The sequence below is a fragment of the Coleofasciculus sp. FACHB-542 genome, from assembly GCF_014695825.1.
GTDB lineage: Bacteria > Cyanobacteriota > Cyanobacteriia > Cyanobacteriales > FACHB-T130 > FACHB-T130.
The window spans coordinates 25,860-44,940 of sequence record NZ_JACJPB010000049.1 but is presented as its reverse complement, the minus strand read 5'-3'; the positions used below and the strand labels follow the sequence as shown (position 1 = coordinate 44,940).

The 19,081-nt window shown below is 45.3% G+C and carries 16 protein-coding genes; 15 read left to right on the top strand and 1 reads right to left on the bottom strand.

Annotated features, from left to right (window positions below; genetic code table 11):
- Window positions 1–321: 321 nt before the first annotated feature.
- The 13 genes from H6F52_RS19355 to H6F52_RS19295 all read left to right on the top strand — a co-directional run bounded on the left by H6F52_RS19355 (window position 322) and on the right by H6F52_RS19295 (window position 13,302).
- Window positions 322–1,302, top strand: a complete 981-nt coding sequence (locus H6F52_RS19355; RefSeq protein WP_190412199.1) for a decaprenyl-phosphate phosphoribosyltransferase — start codon at window positions 322–324, stop codon at window positions 1,300–1,302.
- A gap of 79 nt (window positions 1,303–1,381) precedes the next feature.
- Entirely contained in the window at window positions 1,382–1,966 is a 585-nt protein-coding gene (locus H6F52_RS19350) for a YqeG family HAD IIIA-type phosphatase (protein WP_190536456.1), read from the top strand.
- A gap of 45 nt (window positions 1,967–2,011) precedes the next feature.
- On the top strand, window positions 2,012–2,359 hold the full coding sequence (locus tag H6F52_RS19345; RefSeq protein ID WP_190412201.1) for an SMR family transporter: 348 nt from the start codon (window positions 2,012–2,014) through the stop codon (window positions 2,357–2,359).
- A 308-nt stretch (window positions 2,360–2,667) separates the two neighbouring features.
- Window positions 2,668–3,441 (top strand): glucose-1-phosphate cytidylyltransferase, encoded by a 774-nt coding sequence (rfbF, locus tag H6F52_RS19340; RefSeq protein ID WP_190412202.1) that lies wholly within the window; start codon window positions 2,668–2,670, stop codon window positions 3,439–3,441.
- A 53-nt stretch (window positions 3,442–3,494) separates the two neighbouring features.
- Window positions 3,495–4,709 carry an L-2-hydroxyglutarate oxidase gene (gene lhgO / locus H6F52_RS19335; protein ID WP_190536455.1) on the top strand — a complete coding sequence of 405 codons (1,215 nt, stop codon included), beginning with the start codon at window positions 3,495–3,497 and terminating at the stop codon, window positions 4,707–4,709.
- An 11-nt stretch (window positions 4,710–4,720) separates the two neighbouring features.
- Window positions 4,721–5,770, top strand: coding sequence for an SDR family oxidoreductase (locus tag H6F52_RS19330; protein WP_190536454.1), 1,050 nt, complete (start codon window positions 4,721–4,723; stop codon window positions 5,768–5,770).
- Window positions 5,757–6,998, top strand: coding sequence for a class I SAM-dependent methyltransferase (locus H6F52_RS19325; protein WP_190524861.1), 1,242 nt, complete (start codon window positions 5,757–5,759; stop codon window positions 6,996–6,998). Before H6F52_RS19330 ends, H6F52_RS19325 begins: the two co-directional genes overlap by 14 nt.
- Entirely contained in the window at window positions 6,995–7,543 is a 549-nt protein-coding gene (gene rfbC / locus H6F52_RS19320) for a dTDP-4-dehydrorhamnose 3,5-epimerase (RefSeq protein ID WP_190412206.1), read from the top strand. Before H6F52_RS19325 ends, rfbC begins: the two co-directional genes overlap by 4 nt.
- 104 nt (window positions 7,544–7,647) lie before the next feature.
- Window positions 7,648–8,589, top strand: coding sequence for a hypothetical protein (locus tag H6F52_RS19315; RefSeq protein ID WP_190536453.1), 942 nt, complete (start codon window positions 7,648–7,650; stop codon window positions 8,587–8,589).
- Window positions 8,590–8,902: 313 nt separating this feature from the next.
- Window positions 8,903–10,180: a DUF4910 domain-containing protein gene (locus tag H6F52_RS19310; protein WP_190536520.1), complete on the top strand. Its 1,278-nt coding sequence runs from the start codon at window positions 8,903–8,905 to the stop codon at window positions 10,178–10,180.
- A 31-nt stretch (window positions 10,181–10,211) separates the two neighbouring features.
- Window positions 10,212–10,937 (top strand): SDR family oxidoreductase, encoded by a 726-nt coding sequence (locus H6F52_RS19305; RefSeq protein WP_190536452.1) that lies wholly within the window; start codon window positions 10,212–10,214, stop codon window positions 10,935–10,937.
- A gap of 287 nt (window positions 10,938–11,224) precedes the next feature.
- Window positions 11,225–12,445 (top strand): glycosyltransferase family 87 protein, encoded by a 1,221-nt coding sequence (locus H6F52_RS19300; protein WP_190536451.1) that lies wholly within the window; start codon window positions 11,225–11,227, stop codon window positions 12,443–12,445.
- A gap of 311 nt (window positions 12,446–12,756) precedes the next feature.
- The gene (locus H6F52_RS19295; RefSeq protein ID WP_199300643.1) at window positions 12,757–13,302 is read left to right on the top strand and encodes a hypothetical protein; all 546 of its coding nucleotides are present in this window, start codon (window positions 12,757–12,759) and stop codon (window positions 13,300–13,302) included.
- Window positions 13,303–13,346: 44 nt separating this feature from the next.
- On the opposite strand, the gene H6F52_RS19290 is transcribed toward H6F52_RS19295, so the two are convergent.
- A complete protein-coding gene (locus H6F52_RS19290) occupies window positions 13,347–14,045 on the bottom strand; it encodes a hypothetical protein (RefSeq protein ID WP_190536450.1) in 699 nt (232 codons plus the stop codon).
- A gap of 563 nt (window positions 14,046–14,608) precedes the next feature.
- On the opposite strand from H6F52_RS19290, the gene H6F52_RS19285 reads away from it, so the two are divergent.
- Window positions 14,609–15,409, top strand: a complete 801-nt coding sequence (locus H6F52_RS19285; protein WP_190412211.1) for an alpha/beta hydrolase — start codon at window positions 14,609–14,611, stop codon at window positions 15,407–15,409.
- On the top strand, window positions 15,394–19,080 hold the full coding sequence (locus H6F52_RS19280) for a response regulator (RefSeq protein WP_242034002.1): 3,687 nt from the start codon (window positions 15,394–15,396) through the stop codon (window positions 19,078–19,080). The genes H6F52_RS19285 and H6F52_RS19280 overlap by 16 nt, the downstream gene beginning before the upstream one ends.
- Window position 19,081 lies beyond the last annotated feature (1 nt).

Sequence of the window (19,081 nt, the reverse complement as noted above, 5' to 3'; positions counted from 1 at the left end):
ATTTTTTCTTATTTAATCTCGGCTTAAACTGGTACATCTAGATAAAAAAGCTACTCTCTGTGAGAATTACGAGGTTATTGCATGAAAGCAGCGCTGCTTACTGGAGGACTTGGTACTTAGGAGAGTAAAGTGGGTATTGAGTCCTAAAGTCGGAAATCATTGACTACATACAGATGCATCCACAGATTGGGAATAAAAGTCATTTAAACCGTGGTGTTGTTGACTGTAGTATTTACTACAAGCTGGGTTACTTTAAAACGAAGTTTTGCAGTGAATCTGCCTAAAGAAATTATTTCTATCAGAAAAAAGGTTTAAAAGCAAATGAAAATTCCCGGATTTCCTAGTGATAAACAAAATTCAACTAAGCTAGCTGATAATTCTATAAAATTTCCTTATATTAAAGCTTTAAGACCACGCCAGTGGACAAAAAATCTGATTGTTTTTGCAGCGCCCTTGTTTGCTTTCAGTATTAATCTGGAATCTTTGCTAGGCTCTTTACTGGCGTTTGCTTTGTTCTGTTTGACTTCGAGTAGCTTCTATCTACTCAATGACATTGCAGATGTAGAAGCTGACCGTCTACATCCAGTCAAGAGTAAGCGACCCATTGCCGCAGGCTTAGTCAGCGTACCAGTGGCGATGGTAATGGCAGTCTGTTTGCTGGGTACTGGTTTAATTGTCGGCTGGTTGCGATCGCCCTACTTGGGAGCAACCATCACCGCATACGCACTGCTGCAAATTGCCTATAACCTGCGGCTGAAGCGGACTGTGATTTTGGATATTATTGCGATCGCAATGGGTTTTGTCTTGCGAGCCTATGCAGGTGCTGCTGCAACAAACATTGTTTTATCCCCCTGGTTTCTCCTGTGTACTGCTATGCTGGCTTTGTTTCTGGGTGTGGAAAAGCGCAAAGCAGAACTGCGGCTATTGTCAATTAGAGGTGGCAAGACCCGGTCTGTACTGAAACGCTACTCGTTGCCTCTACTCAGCCGCATGGAAAATACAGTGACAACCGGCGCAGTCATGACCTACGCGATCTGGAGTTCCGGACCTCAAGTTCGTGGAGCATCAACACCTTGGATGTTACTTACATTACCCTTTGTTTTATACGGGGTTTTCCGCTATCAGCTACTGAGCGATCCGCAAGAAATCGCTCGGAGAAGCGATATCGATGACGAAGGAGGACAGACTGAGCGTCCGGAGGAAATTTTATTAAAAGACGTGCCGATTCTCCTGACGGTACTCTCTTGGATCGTTACCAGCTTTGTCATTCTATTCCTGAAACGTCAAGGGCTAATCGAGTAATTTTTGAGTTGTTAGTCTCTGAAGTTGTTGTGGCTGAACTTGTTGTGGCTGTGAGTGAAATTGTGAGTGAAATGACCAAATGTTAAACCGAGTGTCTCTGTTCTTTTCCCGCTCTGTTAAACAAAAATCTAAAAAACCGGCTGTCAACCAGGGGCCTTACAGTTTTCCGAGAGAGGCGTACAGCTTGGCAGCCATAGAGCTTGACTGGCTAAAGCTTTGCGGAATTCAAGGGATTATTATCGATTTAGACAACACCATTGTTTCTGAAGACGATCGCTACGTGTCTCCTGGTGCCGAAGCTTGGATCGAACAGGCAAAATTACAAGGATTTCAATTTTTCATTCTCTCGAATGGCAAGCGCCGGTATCGGGTAAAGGCTTGGTCCCATCGTTTAGAGATTCCAGCAATCAACCCAGCCAAGAAACCCTTTCCTTTTGCCTTCCGTAAAGCCATCAAATATATGCGGATTAAACCAAAACAAGTTGTCGTTATTGGTGATAGCCGTCATACAGATGTGTTAGGGGCATGGCTAAGCGGCTGTGCGAGCATCCAAGTTGCCACGCTTCCTCATCCCTTTCGATGGTGGGAAAAACTCTTGGGAAAACGAGTCCAAACACCGTGGCCTAACGACCGCGAGCTTTGGGATTTTGATTCTTTTTATTAAGCGATGGCTTAAGCAAGCTGAATATCCAAGAAAGTGTCGTTGTTTATGTTAGCTAATCTTTTGTTTCCTTTTTTAATCTTGCTGACCGTTGGCTTAAATACTCTCGCACAAACATTGTTAAAATTGGGAGCCGGTCAAAATCCCTTAAATCTTTACTTGCTGGGTGGGATTTTAGTTTATGGTCTCAGTACAGTTTTCTATATTTTAGTTTTGGGGAAGTTTAATTTATCAGTTGCTTATCCAGTGGTGATTGGCTTAACGGTGGTAGCAACGACGATTGCCGGAGCAGTTATTCTCAGGGAGAAAGTTTCTCCGGTTGATTGGGTGGGAGTGGGATTGATGATCAGTGGAATTTGCGCGATCGCTTTTGGCAGATTGTCTTCAATAACATAGTTAGTATTCTATCGGCAACCTTCTAGGCTACTGCTCTAGCCTACAAGCTTGAATCGCAAAATTAGTCGATTTTGCGATTTTTTTGCTGTTTTTATGAGTTAAAAATTTAAAACTACTAGAGGCTCAACTTTTTAAAGTTTTAATAAAGACCCTCTATTTGTTTACTGTATCTTTACAGATATCTCAGTATTTTCCGCTTAGAATATTTAATTAGAGAAAATTGATTTTTTCGACTAAGAATACATTTCTATTATACATGAATCTATCTAAAGGTATAGATTCATTTTCATGAAAAAAGAGGCGATCGCATGAAAGCAGTGATACTGGCTGGAGGCCTTGGAACTCGACTCACGGAAGAAACCACAATCAAACCAAAGCCGATGGTGGAAATTGGTGGACGACCTGTGCTGTGGCATATTATGAAAATTTACGCAGCTTATGGAATCAACGATTTCATTATCTGCTGTGGTTATAAAGGCTACGTAATTAAGGAGTATTTTGCCAACTACTTCTTACATATGTCCGATGTCACGTTTGATATGCGGTTTAACCAAATGAATGTGCATTGTGGCTATGCCGAACCCTGGCGAGTCACGTTGGTAGATACCGGAGATCAAACGATGACCGGAGGACGCTTAAAGCGAGTTAGAGAGCATATTGGGAATCAAACCTTTTGCTTTACTTATGGAGATGGCGTAGCGAATGTCAATATTCAAGAGCTAATAGACTTTCATCGAGAGCAAAAGTGTTTGGCAACCTTGACTGCAACTCAGCCACCGGGACGTTTTGGAGCGATTTCTTTAGAACCCGATCAACATAAAATTACCACTTTTCGGGAGAAGCCTGAAGGGGATGGTGCTTGGATTAATGGGGGTTACTTTGTTCTAGAGCCGGAAGTCATTGATTATATTGAAGATGACTCCACAATTTGGGAGCAAGAACCCCTGAAAAAATTATCTCAAGATGGACATCTGGCTGCTTACAGACATCCTGGTTTTTGGCAACCAATGGATACTTTACGAGATAAGAACTACCTAGAAGAACTTTGGAAGAGTGGGAATGCTCCTTGGAAAGTTTGGTAACAAATTTTTAGGATAAACACTCATCCATTTCAGTTGCAGGGGCAAGAACTCTTATGTATGATTTTGCAATTATTGGCGGCGGGATTGTTGGACTTTCTACAGCAATGGCTTTGGGCAAACGCTATCCCTCTGCCCGTATAGTGGTGCTGGAAAAAGAGAGCCAGTGGGCTTATCACCAAACTGGCAATAATAGTGGCGTGATTCACGCTGGCATTTATTACAAACCAGGAAGTTTCAAAGCTAAATTTTGCCGAGAAGGAAGCCGCTCAATGGTAGAATTCTGCCGAGAGCATGGCATTGCACACGAAGTCTGCGGCAAAGTAATTGTGGCAACGGAGGAAAAAGAGCTGCCACGATTAGAAAGCCTCTATCAACGCGGCTTGGAAAATGGGTTAAAAATTAGCAAGATTAGTGCAGAGGAAGTCAAAGAAATTGAACCTCATGTCGCCTGTATCGCGGGTATTCGGGTGTACGCAACCGGGATTGCCGATTACAAGCAGGTGGCTCGGAAATATGCTGAGCTAGTTGAAGCCCAAGGTGGAGAACTTCGCCTCAATACCAAAGTTGAGAAAATTGTTGGAACGGGGGAGAATCAGGTACTTGAGACAAATAACGGCACGTTTGAAACGCGCTTTGTCATCAATTGTGCCGGACTGCATAGCGATCGCGTTGCCAAATTAGGAAACGTCGATCCACAAGCGAAAATCGTCCCTTTCCGGGGAGAATACTACGAACTCACGCCACAAAAACGCTATCTCGTCAAAACCCTGATTTATCCGGTTCCTAACCCAGATTTTCCCTTCCTAGGCGTTCATTTCACCCGGATGATTGATGGAAGCGTCCACGCAGGACCCAATGCTGTTCTCAGCCTCAAGCGTGAAGGCTACAAAAAGACAGACTTTAATCTGCGGGATTTTGCGGAAGTGATGACTTATCCCGGTTTCTGGAAATTGGCAGCAAAACACGCCGACGAAGGCATTCAGGAAATTATTCGTTCCTTCAGTAAAGCCGCCTTTGTGCGTAGCTTGCAAAGGCTGATTCCGGAAGTGCAGTCGGATGACCTAATTCCCACCCACGCTGGGGTTCGCGCTCAAGCTTTGATGAACGATGGCAAGTTAGTAGACGACTTTTTAATTGTTAAAGGCGATCGCTCTGTCCACGTTTGCAATGCGCCTTCCCCCGCGGCTACCTCTTCCCTGGAAATTGGCAAAGCAATCGTAGAGCAAATTCCGGAACCCCAACCCCTACAAACAACTGTTAGCGTTTAGGAATTGAACGAATGAAAGTATTAGTAACAGGAACAGAAGGCTATCTCGGCTCGTTACTCGCGCCCCTTTTGATGAAACGCGGACACGAAGTGATTGGGGTAGACACCGGCTTCTACAAAGTAGGTTGGCTGTATAACGCCACCGATTTAACTGCCAAAACCCTTAACAAAGATTTGCGGCACATCACACCAGAAGACTTAGAGGGGGTCGAGGCAATTGTTCATATGGCAGAACTTTCCAACGATCCCGCCGGACAACTCTCACCCAATATCACCTACGACATTAACCATAAAGGTTCAGTTCGCCTTGCCAATCTCGCGAAGGCAGCGGGTGTGCGGCGCTTCGTTTATATGTCTTCTTGCAGCGTCTACGGCGTAGCAACAAAGGACGATGTGACTGAAGAGTCTCCTGTCAATCCCCAAACTGCTTATGCGGAATGTAAAACCTTCGTAGAACGAGATGTTAAGCCACTCGCCGATGACGATTTTTCTCCGACCTTTCTGCGAAATGCCACCGCTTTTGGGGCATCTCCGAGAATGCGTTTTGATATTGTTTTAAACAACTTGGCGGGCTTAGCTTGGACAACGAAAGAAATCAAGATGATCAGTGACGGAACTCCCTGGCGTCCGTTGGTTCATGCCCTTGATATCTGTAAGGCAATTATCTGTACCCTAGAAGCACCTCGCGACATTGTTCACAACCAAATTTTTAACGTCGGGGACACCGCTCATAACTATCGAGTTAAAGAAATTGCGGAAATTATTGCCTCAGTCTTCCAAGGATGCCAGTTAACCTTTGGAGAAAATGGCTCGGACAACCGCAGCTATCGAGTTTCTTTCGAGAAGATTAACAAAACCCTACCGGGATTTAAGTGTGAATGGGATGCCCGACGGGGTGCCCAGCAGTTATTCGATTTGTTCAAGCAGATTGATCTGACTGAAGACATCTTCTTGTTCCGAGGTTTCACTCGCTTGAAGCAGCTAGAGTACCTGATTCGCACCCAACAAATTGATCGAGATTTTTTCTGGAGTAAGGAGTTATTAAATCATGGCGATCGCTAAGTGTCGTTTTTGCAGCAAATCCCTTGAGCATACCTTTGCCGATCTAGGGATGTCACCCATTGCCAATGACTACCTAACACCAGAACAGCTGCGTCGGGCAGAAAAAAGCTACCCACTTCATGCCTATGTTTGCGAAAGTTGCCTTTTGGTGCAGCTAGAAGAGTTTGAATCTCCCGATCATATCTTTGGGGATGGAGACTACGCTTACTTTTCTTCTTACTCAGACAGTTGGTTGCGTCATGCCAAAGCTTACACGGACTTGATGGTAGAAAGGTTTGGGTTTGACAAAAATCATCAAGTCATTGAAATTGCTAGTAATGACGGCTACCTGTTGCAGTATTTCCATGAAAAGGGAATCCCGGTTTTAGGAATCGAACCAGCGGCAAATGTAGCAAAAGTCGCAGAGGAAAAAGGAATTCCCAGCTTAGTCAAGTTCTTTGGGGTGGAAACAGCTAAGGAACTGGCAGCAGAGGGGAAGCAAGCCAATCTGTTGTTGGGCAACAACGTCCTCGCCCACGTTCCGGATGTGAATGATTTTGTAGCGGGAATGAAGATAGCCTTGAAGCCAGATGGCATCTTGACAATGGAATTTCCCCATTTGTTACAGCTGATGCAGCAAAATCAGTTTGACACAATTTATCATGAGCATTTTTCCTACTTCTCCTTCTTAACCGTCGAAAAAATCTTTGCCGCTCACGGTTTGACCTTATTTGATGTCGAAGAAATCCCGACTCACGGCGGTTCGCTGCGAATTTACGGCAAGCATGACAATGCGGCTGAGCCAGCCATGAGCGATCGCGTCAATCAATTAAAATCCAAGGAAACCCAGGCAGGCTTAGATAAGATAGACACCTATCTGACCTTTGGAGAAAAAGTCAAAGAAACCAAGCGCAAGCTACTGACTTTTTTGATTGAAGCGAAACAACAAGGGAAAGCGATCGCAGGGTATGGTGCCCCAGCCAAAGGCAATACCCTCCTAAATTATTGTGGAGTTCGCACAGACTTTGTTGATTTTACGGTAGATCGCAGCCCTCATAAGCAAGGAACCTTTCTACCCGGCACTCATATCCCCGTCCTCAACCCCGACGAAATCCGCGAAAGACAGCCTGACTACCTGCTAATTTTGCCTTGGAACCTCAAAGAGGAAATTATGCAGCAGATGGCATTTATTCGAGAGTGGGGAGGCAAATTTGTAGTCCCAATTCCAGAAGTGCAAGTTTACCTATGATATTCACCGAAACCAAACTCAAGGGTGCCTTTATTATTGACATAGAGCAACGAGAAGATAATCGAGGATTATTTGCTCGGACTTTTTGTGCCAATGAATTTGCAGATCGTGGATTAAAGCCAAACGTTGCCCAATGCAACCTATCCGTGAACTACAAAAAAGGGACGTTGCGGGGTATGCATTATCAAGCAGCCCCCGCCAGCGAAACAAAATTAGTTCGCTGTACCCGTGGTGCCATATACGATGCAATCGTCGATATGCGTCCAGAATCGCCCACGTATTTGTGTCATGTTGGCATCGAACTAACCGCTGAAAACCGACGTGCCCTGTATATTCCTGAAATGTTTGCCCACGGTTTCCAAACCCTAACCGATGACGCCGAAGTGGTATATCAGATGAGCGAGTTTTATACACCAGGGTATGAGCGCGGGCTGCACTATGACGACCCCATCCTGGGGATTGAATGGCCCTTACCCGTCAGTGAAATTTCCGAAAAAGATTTATCCTGGCCTTTGTTCAGCTCTTATGTTCTTGTCGGGGCATAATTTTTTTCTAACTATTGAGCGAGTTGTTCGATACAGAACTACCCGCTCAATGTTTGGATAATGTAGAGTGAATGGAGCGCTACAACCCTTAAGGAAATAGCAAAGTGAACACAATCTTTTTCGATTCTGATGTTAACGATGAGGTGAGGCGAAAACATCTTTTCAACGGGCAGATTTTCGTCTTCTCACCCCGTCCAAGTGCGATCGCGCTGTGCGAATTAGCTCGCGAACTTACCCAAGAAGCGTTTGGTTCTCTAGATCCACGAGAAGCACAATTTAGCCTCCCCGTCGAAAAGTTTGTGGAGATTGTCGCTCCGCTCAAGCCCAGATTTATCCATCACCCCAAGTCAAAGCAGCTGATTCGGGAACTGCTAGAGGATCTTGGCTGCGAAATGAACAAAACCTATTTCGACGTTCCGCGCATGAGGGTTGTGTGTGATGGCACCTACCTCAACGCAGGGGTTGCTTATCCGCTGCACCCGCATCGTGACACCTGGTACGCCGCTCCCCTCTGCCAGATGAACTGGTGGCTTCCCATCTACGACTATGAATCCGAGAGTTCGATGGCATTTCAGCCCCGCTACTGGAGCCAGCCAGTAAAAAATGGCTCTAGCGAGTACAACCACTATGAGTGGAACCGAGAGGGGCGGAAAAACGCCGCCCAGCACATCAAGAAAGATACCCGGAAGCAGCCCCGTCCATTAGAACACGTCGATCTCGATCCGCAGCTCCGAGTCGTTACCAAACCAGGCGGAATCATCCTCTTCTCTGGCGCACAGCTGCATTGGACAGTGCCCAACACCTCCGGACGCACGCGCTTTAGCATCGACTTCAGAACCGTACACCTCGACGATGTTATCGCTAAGGGCGGCGCACCGAATCTCGACTCCGCGCCTCAGGGCACTACGCTCAGAGAACTCATGCGGGGTAGCGATCTCGCTCGCATTCCTGATGACGTCATTGCGCTCTACGAGAACGAGCCACCACCCAGTGAGGAGGGGCTTGTGTTCCAACCTCCGGCGGAAGTCCTAAACTCTGTTCGTTAGAAGTTAACGAGCATTCAGCGAACACTTCCCGATCCAGATGATGCCCTCTTCGGTTTAGGATCTCCCCCAATCCCTTTTTAAAAGGCAATGGGGGGGATCGCCGAGAGCTGAAATGACCGACTCAGATGTATTGCCATCTGATGCAGCAATTAACAACCCTGTAAAGGTCGCTAAAATCAGTGCTAACTTTACGGGTGCTGAAGCTAGTATTAAGGACGTTCGAGTTGCCCTTGATTTTTTGCAAAAGAGGCTTAAAGCTGTGAACCTCACCGATCTGAAGAGAGTTCTTAACCCTAATGAGATTGGCAACGAGATGTACCAGGTGATCTCAAAGCTATATCCGATTTGCCGCAGTATTACAGGAAATGGCTTTCGAGAAACTCTCAAGATTATTCAAGAACTCATTCCTTTAGAAATTCACGAGGTACCGACGGGAACGGAAGTGTTCGACTGGACAGTTCCGAAAGAGTGGAATATTAAAGATGCCTACATCAAAAATTCCCAAGGTGAGCGAGTCGTAGACTTCCAAAAATCTAACTTGCATGTTGTCAATTACAGCGTGCCGGTTCGGAAAAAAATGCCCTTTCAGGAACTGAAAGAACACCTGTTTACCCTACCAGATACTCCTGAGTGGATTCCTTATCGGACTTCTTATTATAAAGAAACTTGGGGCTTTTGTTTGAGCCACAAGCAATTTTTAGAACTAAAAGATGAAGAATATGAAGTCTGCATTGATTCATCTTTAGAACCGGGAAGCCTGACTTATGGCGAGTATTACATCAAGGGAGAAAGCCCAGACGAAGTTTTAATCTCCTGCCATGCTTGTCATCCATCTCTCTGCGACGATAATCTATCGGGCATCGCTCTAAGTGCCTATTTAGCAAAACATCTCAGCTCGATTTCTCTGAGATACTCTTACCGATTTCTATTTATTCCGGGAACGATTGGTTCCATTACTTGGCTGTGTTTAAATGAAGCCCAAGCCCAAAAAATTAAACACGGATTGGTACTAACATGTGTGGGAGATCCAGGCAAAGTTACTTATAAGAGAAGCCGCCAAGGTGATGCTCAAATCGATAGAGCCAGCCTTCACGTTTTAAAGCATTCGGGGCAAGAGCATGAGATTATAGATTTCTTCCCCTATGGCTACGATGAGCGGCAGTATTGTTCGCCGGGGTTCAATCTGGCTGTGGGTTGTTTTATGCGATCGCAGCACGGTGAGTTTCCCGAATATCACACATCGGCAGATAATCTAGATTTTGTGCAACCGCAATATCTGGCTGACTCATTCTCTAAATGTTTGTCAATTTTCCACGTTTTGGAAGGCAATGGGACTTACTTAAATCAAAATCCTAAATGCGAGCCGAGACTGGGAAAAAGGGGTCTATATAAAGGAATTGGCGGGCAGAAAGAGGGGGCACTGAATGAAATGGCAATTTTGTGGGTTTTGAATTTAGCCGATGGCAATCATACCTTGCTAGACATAGCAGACAGGTCGGGTTTAGCATTTGATGAGATTAAAAGAGCAGCAGATGCTTTACTAGAACATGATTTATTGAAAGAGTATTTAAAATCAGCAGCCGTCAGTTGAGATTAATCCAAATCCTTGCATCTAAAATTGAATGTCAGCCTTAAAAGACAAAATTGCAGTTGTAACGGGAGCGAGTAGCGGAATTGGCAAAGCGATCGCTCTCGGTTTGGCAGCACAAGGAGCAACGCTTTGCTTGGTGGGACGTAATTTAGAAGCGCTAGAGGCAGTTGCCGAAACTGCTAAAGCAACTGCATCCAAAGTTCTGCTGTATCAAGTTGACCTGACACTAGACGAAGACATTCAGCAGCTAAAAACTCGTCTTGAGCAAGATGTAGGAGAGGTTGATCTGCTCGTTCATAGTGCTGGCGTTATTACCTTAGGGCAGATGAAAACCGCCTCTCTAGAAGACTTTGACTGGCAGTACCGTGTCAATGTTCGCGCTCCTTATGCGCTGACACAAGCCTTATTGCCGATGCTAACAGTTCGTCAGGGTCAGATCGCTTTCCTCAACTCGACCGTGGGTTTGAATGCCAGAGGCGGTGTGGGACAATATGCTGCAACCAAGCATGCACTGAAAGCGATCGCTGACAGTCTGCGAGAAGAAGTCAACGCAGATGGCGTGCGCGTTCTCAGTATCTACCCCGGACGCACTGCTAGTCCCATGCAAGCATCGGTTCAAGAGATGGAGGGTCGAGAATACCAGCCAGATCGCTTGCTGCAACCAGAAGATGTAGCCGCCGTGGTACTCAATGCCCTCAGTTTGCCCCGCACCGCCGAAGTAACTGACATCAACATTCGACCTTTGAGAAAAGCTTAAATTTCCTTCAAGTTCATAGAATCAAAGACACATTTGGGTAATAACCAAAGGCTTAATAGGCGTCATAATCCTCAACTTTATGTTTTCACGAGCTGAGATATCATTTGTCTGACCTTATCTTCAGAACTTTTTATAGCATTTATAGGAGTTAAATCAGGTTTTCTATGAAAAATTACTTGATTTTCATTCTTTTAATCTTAGGGGCAGTTGGGCTAAATAGCCTTGCTGATAAATACTTAAAAAAGCGATGGAATTTATGGTTAGGCTATGGATTCCCTGTCTTACTTATGATGCTATTTTTATGGAATATTTCTAATCCACCTGCACAAAATTTATTTGCTGACTTCGACAAAGCTTATTACCCGGCAGGTCGTCTGATACTAGAAAATCCTGCTGATTTATACCTACCGGATAAAAATTGCTTAGGACAACCAGGTTGTCCGGCTGGAACTTTTGTAAATATTCCAATAATCGCCTATTTATTTACTCCTTTTTCATTATTGAGTCAGCAAAACGCCCACGTTCTGCTGATGTTTTTAAGTTGCATTGCGATTCTCTTCACTTACTATTTACTAATCAAGCTCGGCGAACTAACAACCGGAAAACAAAAAATCGCCCTACTCGGACTATTTGCGATTAATGGTCCTCTCTATTACAACTTGCGAGAAGGAAATTCGACTCATTTTGTCTTGTTGTTGCTAATCGCAGCTTTTTTTTGCATCCAGGCTAAACGCGAAATTTGGACGGGTGCGCTCTTAGCGATCGCTGCTTTGATTAAAATTCCCTTGTTCCTTTTTGGTGTTTACTTTGTAATGAGAAGTCGATGGCGAGTAGTGGCGGGGTTTAGTGCAGCGCTACTGGCAATTGTCGGAGCATCAATCCTTTTGTTCGGAGTCGATTTACATCAGACTTGGTTTGAGATGTGCATTCAGCCTTACGCTGGAAAGCCAATCGCCGCCTACAACAGTCAGTCACTTGATAGCTTCTTAGCTCGTTTGCTAACTGACGGTGGTCTTACTAAGTGGCTGCCTCTAGAGGTAGGATTGGGGTTCAAACTGGTGCGGTACGCATTGCTCTCACTGCTGTTTGGTGGGACTATTTGGATTTGCTGGCGCTCAAAAAAACCTGTCACATTAGAAGAAGAAAATTTAGAGCTTTCTGTTGTCCTTTGTTTAGCACTGCTTACAAGTCCTATCTCTTGGACTCACTACTATCTCTTGTTGCTACTACCTTTATCTCTCTATCTAGGCAACAAATTAGCAGTCCCTAATAAACAGCTTTGGTCTAGCCTAATATTATTAGGCATTTTATTGATATCGTTGCCTGTTACCTATACTCTGGCTTACTTCAAACCAGGAAATGCTCAATTTCTGAGTTATTTAGTATCCAGGGTGTTTATCTCTCATTACTTCTTCGGCGGCATCTTACTACTGGGAGTCTTGTTGGCTGCTCGATGGCAGAATTCAAAACGCTTTCAGCAAGCTCAAAGTAGTCTTGGTTCTCTGTAACCCTGCTTTGTGACCATGCTTTATGGCATTAATTCTTAAGGTGTCAGTATGATTGTTTTTGTTATACCGCTCAGAAGTTAGCAATCTTCAAATTCTTGGGAGCGCGTTCTTAAGTTATTTGAAAGATGTATCAAGTCAATCTGCAATCAAACTTCACCAGATTTTAGGGTGATTTTTGTTTGTCACAAAAACCAAAATATTGAGTTGAATCATCCTCACATTACCTACATTGAAGTAGATTTACTACCGCCAGATCCAGCTTTAAAAACTGCGGCTATGGAGAAATAGACAGCTCCTGATTTGGCTGATAAGTGTTTAGACAAGTTGCAAAAAGTGATGGCAGGTTTCATCTATGCTCAACAGCTAAAACCCTCTCATATAATGCTGTTGATGCCGATGACTGTGTAAGTAAGCATTTGGCAGAATTTGTCAATCAGCATCCACAATCTAATGGATGGTTTGTAGATAAGGGCTATGTATATCAGGAGGGTAGCCAACTCATATATTACAAAAAATATGCTTTCAATAGCTCGTGTGGAAGCTGCCGAATTGTCCGGTACGATTTGTATAATTTGCCTGAAAAGATGGAAGATGCCAAGCTAACTTCTCTTATTCGTCTTGATTCTCATAAATCAACCGAGATCAAGCAGGGAGAAAGACTTAAGGAATTACCCTTTGAAGGTGCTGTTTATATTATTGGAAATGGAGAAAATCTCTATCCAACAGGTTTCGACACTTTATTTGGTGCTAAGGCGGGAATCACGTTAAGCCTCCGATCTCGGATAAGAGAAGCCTTCAATTATCGATTTATAACGAAATCAATTCGTAGCGAATTTGGCTTGTATAAACTGAATTAGAAATTATAAATAAGCCTTACAAGGAAAAATAGTTATAAAGCAATTTATTCATTTGATAGGTTGCGCGATCGCATCACTTCTTTTTCGCAGACGTCCCAAAAATAGAGAATAATATTCACTAAGCCTAATATTTTGCTTCCATCTTCTAAAATAACTGGAGTTCCTTCACCCTTAATAGGCAATAAGTCTGCCATACCTGAGATTATAAATAAACTAAAACCGACTAGCAACAGAATATAGGGTGTTGATAATATTCTGCGCCAAAATGCAACGATATAGCTCACTAAACCAAGACCGTATAGGGAATACATAATCACCTTTGGGATACCCACTAATAAATCCAGCGTCAAAGTGAGCCGAAATATATCATCCAATAGAAAAATAGTCAGCGCGATCGCAGAGAAGAGGATAAAGGGATCGCCTTTGTGACTATGACGAATTCTTTTTAGTAAGGTAAAGCTAAATAAACAGATCGTTAAAGAGATGCACCAGAGGATTTCTGAAAAGTGAGTGAAAAGAGCCAGGTAAGGGATGTCTTTACGAAAAGGTTCAGCAAATAGAAGTTTTATGAAATTAACTCTGGCATAGTAGTCTGAACCGTAGTAGGTGCCTGCCATTTTGACATAGACTGTCATTCCCAGAAACAGTAACAGCACTAGACCATTAAAAACGAGAACGGAGCGGTCTTCTATGATTTGCTTTTTGAGGTCTTGCCAGATTTTTTTTATTTGATGATTTCGCATTTTTATTCAAGCTAGTTGTGATTATTTTATAATAGAAAAACACAACGGATTTAAATAGTTAAGTTTTTGTAAATCTTTATGTATTTGAGTATAAATAAATTTTAGCAAACGAGTCCAGGGAACCGGGAAATATGTTTGATTTATCTTTGGACTGAAGCTTTCTGTATTTCAAGGAATACAGTAGACGAATAGATAGCTTGAGCATCTGAAAAGAGTTGGAAGAACAAAGGGTTGGGAAGACAATCAAGCGAAATTATGTAATCTAGTCCTTGGGTCAGCTTAAATTATGTTCGTTTTATCGTTACTGTTTATTTTTGCATTAGGCTTAGGATGCCTCAACCTAAAATATTTAAAGGATCGTTAGGTTATTGTCTTTAGTTCCGGCTTGGGAACCGCGTTAAGAAAGTCGGTATAGTAATTGACAGCTTCTCGCATGGCTGCTGTTACATATCTGAGCTTTTAGGGAACGCTAAAATATAACCTCAATGAGGTAAGTCTTTTAGTTTGGTTTCGGTACAGTTTTTGTCTTGCATTAAGGGAATAAAGAGAAGGAGTAACTACCTATGGCAACGAGCATCATGCAGCGTAATAATGTCCAAATGCTGGGTGATGGCAGCCAGACAATTATCTTTGCCCACGGTTTTGGCTCGGATCAGACGGCTTGGCGACATCAGGTAGCAGCCTTCGCGCCTAATTTTCGCATTGTGCTGTTCGACCATGTAGGGGGAGGTAAGTCAGATTTTTCTGCCTATAGTCCGCGCCGCTACAGCAGCTTATACAGCTATGCTGAGGATTTGCTGGATTTATGTGCCGAGTTAAAGTTAACCAAGAGCATCTTGGTGGGGCACTCGGTCAGTGGGATGGTTAGTTTACTGGCAGCATTAGTCGAGCCTGATTGCTTTAGCCAACTGATCTTTCTAGATGCGTCCCCCCGTTATCTCAACGATGACGGATATGTTGGTGGCTTCGAGCAGTCTGACTTAGATACACTCTATGCAGCCATGTCAACCAACTACTATGCTTGGGCTAGCGGTTTTGCGCCGATCGCAATGGCTACTCAGGATAAACCTGAATTGGCAGCGGAGTTTGCTAATACGCTAGCCGCTATCCGTCCAGATATCGCGCAAGCGGTCGCTAAAGTGATTTTCCAGTCTGACCACCGAGATGATTTACCACGATTGAATGTACCGACTGTGATTTTACAGGCAAGCGATGATATTGCGGTACCGCCTGAAGTTGGTCAGTACATGGCAGATAAAATTCCTCAAGGTAAGCTGATGAATATCGCTGCTAGAGGACACTTACCGCATATCAGCGCTCCCGACGTGGTAACGAGTGCAATTGCCCAATGTATCGCCGCTTAAACTTAAATCTTCTTCGATCGCGGTTGCTGCTTTGTCCTCCTGACCGACTACCGACCTTTAGAGCCGTCCTAATCTGGCTAACCCTCTTTTTCGTAGGACTGGGCGTGCTGGATGGATGGAAGCCTATGCAGATGGTCGCCCCAGTCATCTTGACAATATGCACGCTACTGCCCCTACCAGCGGTGCAAGTCGCACCCGCCGCAGGGCTTTGTATTCTGTTGTTGGGACTGCTACATGGCGATTGGCGGCTAACCCGCCAGTCACTTGAGCTGGGCAGTGTGGCTGTGTTCGGAACATTTGTAGGCTCTTTTCTGCGGGGAATCGAGTGGCGGTTGGCGTCCCAATCGGTGCTGACTACTCTTACTAATACCGATACCAGAAATTCTCCCGATATACCGATCCGGCAAGCCCTGATCTTACTGCGGGAGTTTGTTTGTGCCGACGCAGCGATCGCGCTACGCCAACTTGATGATGTCACTGCTGAAGCCTTGGTGTGTATTCCCCAGCAGGCGCTGCCAGATCAACTGACAACGCCCACCTTGTTTGAGAAAGCGATCGCTCAAAATCGCTGTCTCTACTATCCAAACTACCCTGCTACTCCCGGTGCTTCTCATGTCTTGGTCGCTAAAGGGACTCAATCCCTCGCCATCCTTCCATTTCAGTATCCCGGTAGGGGCACGACTTTATCAGCGCCCCATAGCGGTGCAATTTTGCTGATCTGGCATCGCCAGACCAGTATCTCCCCACGTCTGCGCCAATTTATTGAGTCGCTACTTGGCGAGTTACGCACCCTTCTACAGTTCAGCGATACCACCTTGCGGCTGGAGAATCTACAAGCCCGCTTCGGTGCCATGTTAGAGACAATCCATCAGGGAGTGGTATTTGTAGATGAAAGTGGGGAGCAAGGGTGGATCAATCAAGCCGCTGCCGAGCAACTGGGACTCACCCCAGGGGCTGTAGAACCCCCCGTGCTAGCTCAGGCGATGGCATTGCTACGCACGAGCGCTGATAATCAACAGGAAATCGTGGCGCAGGCAGCAAAGTTTTTTTCCCAACCTCAAGCAGTCATTCGCAACTGGATCTGGGTGTTCAAAGGCGACACGCCAAAAACCCTGAGTATCTCTAGCACGGCGACGCGGGTACACGACGTGCCCGGTCGCCTCTGGATATTCGATGATATTACCGAGCGATATTTCGCGCAACTGGCACTCGTCGAGCGTACTCAGGAGTTATCCCAGGCGAATTTGGAACTGGAAAAGGCAAAAGCAGCGGCTGAAGCAGCGACTCGCATTAAGAGCCAATTCCTCGCCAATATGAGCCACGAAATCCGCACCCCGATGAATGCAATTATCGGCATGACGGGACTGCTACTCAACACTGAGTTAACTCCTCAGCAGCGAGATTTTGTGGAAACCACCCAAAGCAGTGGCGATGCATTGCTAACGCTAATCAACGACATTCTTGACCTTTCTAAAATTGAGTCAGGCAAGCTGGAATTAGAAAAGCATTCTTTTAATTTGCGAGTTTGTGTTGAAGAAGCCCTCGATTTATTAGCTTTCAAAGCAGCCGAAAAAAATCTGGAATTAGCATATTTAATTCATCCAGGAACCCCACTCTCGATTGTGGGAGATGCCAGCCGGTTGCGCCAAATTTTAGTGAATTTGCTCAGTAATGCGGTCAAGTTTACTCAAACTGGAGAGGTAATTGTATCGGTCAGTGCAAAAGAGGCGATCGCTCAGGAAGAATCGGAAATCAGTCACGAGCCAACCCACGCATTGCCCGATTACCAAATCCAATTTGCGGTTAAAGACACCGGCATTGGGATTCCCGCAAACCGGATAGACCGCCTGTTCAAATCTTTCAGTCAAGTCGATGCTTCCACAACTCGCCAGTATGGGGGGACTGGGTTAGGACTCGCGATTAGCAATCATCTGAGCGAAATGATGGGCGGTCAGATGTGGGTCGAGAGCCTGGGAGCGATCGCGGGAAATCCTCCTTCTAACTGGCAACCTACAATAAAAAAAGCTCCGGGTGCAAAGAGCAACCCTGAATTTCATTCTCCCCTTCAAGAAGGCGAAAGCGTTGCGGCAAAACCGCTAGGGCCTACATCCCCTGCTACGCTCTCGGTCGCTAACAGCCCTCATCCAGACGTAGGCTCTACTTTTTATTTCACCATTGTTGCGGCATCAGCTCCCAATGTCTCTGCGATCGCTTCTCAAAATCCTCAACCTCAGTTAGATGAAAGGCGGCTCCTAATCGTGGATGATAACGCTACAAATCGCCAAATATTGACGCTACAAGCCCAATCTTGGGGAATGCTGACTTGGGCGGCTGAATCTGGTTTTGAAGCCCTCGACTGGTTGAACTTAGGGGAACCGTTTGATATCGCCATTCTGGATATGCAAATGCCACACATGGATGGTCTGACTTTAGCGGCTAAAATCCGTCAGCTGCCTAACTATGAAAAATTACCCTTAATTGTGTTGACCTCCATCGACAGGCCAGAAAGGAGTCATGATGTCCAAGCCGTCGATTTCGCGGCATTCCTCACCAAACCCGTTAAACAATCCCATCTCTATAATGTCTTGAGCCATATCTTGGGGGAACAGCCGATCCAGGTAAAGCCCTCGCGCTCAAATATACCGGCAATAAATCCCCAAAGAGGGGCACAATTTCCCCTGCGGATTCTGTTAGCAGAAGACAATATTGTGAATCAAAAGGTAGCCTTGTATTTACTATCACAGATGGGCTATCGAGCAGATATTGCGAGTAATGGATTAGAAGTGCTAGAAGCTCTACATCGCCAATCCTATGACGTGGTACTGATGGATGTGCAGATGCCAGAAATGGATGGATTGACAGCGACTCGCCGCATCATTGGGGAATGGTTGCCTGCTTCTCGTCCCCGCATCATTGCTATGACAGCGAATGCGATGCAAGGAGATCGGGAAGAATGTCTAAAGGCAGGCATGGATGACTACCTAAGCAAACCGATCCGAACCGAGGAACTCATCCAAGCTTTGAGCAAGTGTCAGCCTTTAAGTGAGGCTGAGGAACCAGGATTGTTAGCGAAGCAGCACGTTAGCGAATCCAAGAGCGATCGCGCCTTAGTCCAGACTGAGGAAGAAATAGACAGTAGAAGAGTTCCCCCTGTCATCCCGTCACCCCCGCACCCCTCCCTTCCGACTCCCCAACTCAGTCCTCAGCCCTCAGTCCTTAGTCCTTCTATAGACAGTGGGAGAATTCTCCCCGTCATCCCGTCACCTCCTCACCCCTCCCTTCCGACTCCCCAACTCAGTCCTCAGCCCTCCGTCCTCAGCACTTCTATTGATGCCAAAGTGTTGCAATCATTTCGCAAAATGGTCGGTGAAGATGCCGAGGCGATTTTAGGAGAGATGATCGATTGCTACCTCGACGATGCGCCAAAACTCTTGGAAGCGATCGCGATCGCAGTTGCCCAAGCAAATGCACCCCAGTTGCAACGCACCGCTCACACCCTCAAGTCAAGCAGTGCCACCCTAGGTGCCACAACCCTCGCCCAACTCTGTAAAGAGTTAGAAATCATGGCTCGGACTGGAAATATTAAAAATGCATTAGACAAATTGCCGCAGCTTGAAGCTGAGTATGAACAAGTTAAGGCGGATTTGCACTCTCAACGCCAGCCAAATTAGC

Excerpts from the sequence above, each read along its gene's own strand:
- H6F52_RS19305 (WP_190536452.1), top strand. The coding sequence starts at position 10,212 with ATGTCAGCCTTAAAAGACAAAATTGCAGTTGTAACGGGAGCGAGTAGC.
- rfbC (WP_190412206.1), top strand. The coding sequence starts at position 6,995 with ATGATATTCACCGAAACCAAACTCAAGGGTGCCTTTATTATTGACATA.
- rfbF (WP_190412202.1), top strand. The coding sequence starts at position 2,668 with ATGAAAGCAGTGATACTGGCTGGAGGCCTTGGAACTCGACTCACGGAA.
- H6F52_RS19345 (WP_190412201.1), top strand. The coding sequence starts at position 2,012 with ATGTTAGCTAATCTTTTGTTTCCTTTTTTAATCTTGCTGACCGTTGGC.
- H6F52_RS19280 (WP_242034002.1), top strand. The coding sequence starts at position 15,394 with ATGTATCGCCGCTTAAACTTAAATCTTCTTCGATCGCGGTTGCTGCTT.
- H6F52_RS19325 (WP_190524861.1), top strand. The coding sequence starts at position 5,757 with ATGGCGATCGCTAAGTGTCGTTTTTGCAGCAAATCCCTTGAGCATACC.
- H6F52_RS19350 (WP_190536456.1), top strand. The coding sequence starts at position 1,382 with ATGTTAAACCGAGTGTCTCTGTTCTTTTCCCGCTCTGTTAAACAAAAA.
- H6F52_RS19355 (WP_190412199.1), top strand. The coding sequence starts at position 322 with ATGAAAATTCCCGGATTTCCTAGTGATAAACAAAATTCAACTAAGCTA.
- H6F52_RS19290 (WP_190536450.1), bottom strand. The coding sequence starts at position 14,045 with ATGCGAAATCATCAAATAAAAAAAATCTGGCAAGACCTCAAAAAGCAA.
- lhgO (WP_190536455.1), top strand. The coding sequence starts at position 3,495 with ATGTATGATTTTGCAATTATTGGCGGCGGGATTGTTGGACTTTCTACA.
- H6F52_RS19330 (WP_190536454.1), top strand. The coding sequence starts at position 4,721 with ATGAAAGTATTAGTAACAGGAACAGAAGGCTATCTCGGCTCGTTACTC.
- H6F52_RS19300 (WP_190536451.1), top strand. The coding sequence starts at position 11,225 with ATGATGCTATTTTTATGGAATATTTCTAATCCACCTGCACAAAATTTA.
- H6F52_RS19285 (WP_190412211.1), top strand. The coding sequence starts at position 14,609 with ATGGCAACGAGCATCATGCAGCGTAATAATGTCCAAATGCTGGGTGAT.
- H6F52_RS19310 (WP_190536520.1), top strand. The coding sequence starts at position 8,903 with ATGTACCAGGTGATCTCAAAGCTATATCCGATTTGCCGCAGTATTACA.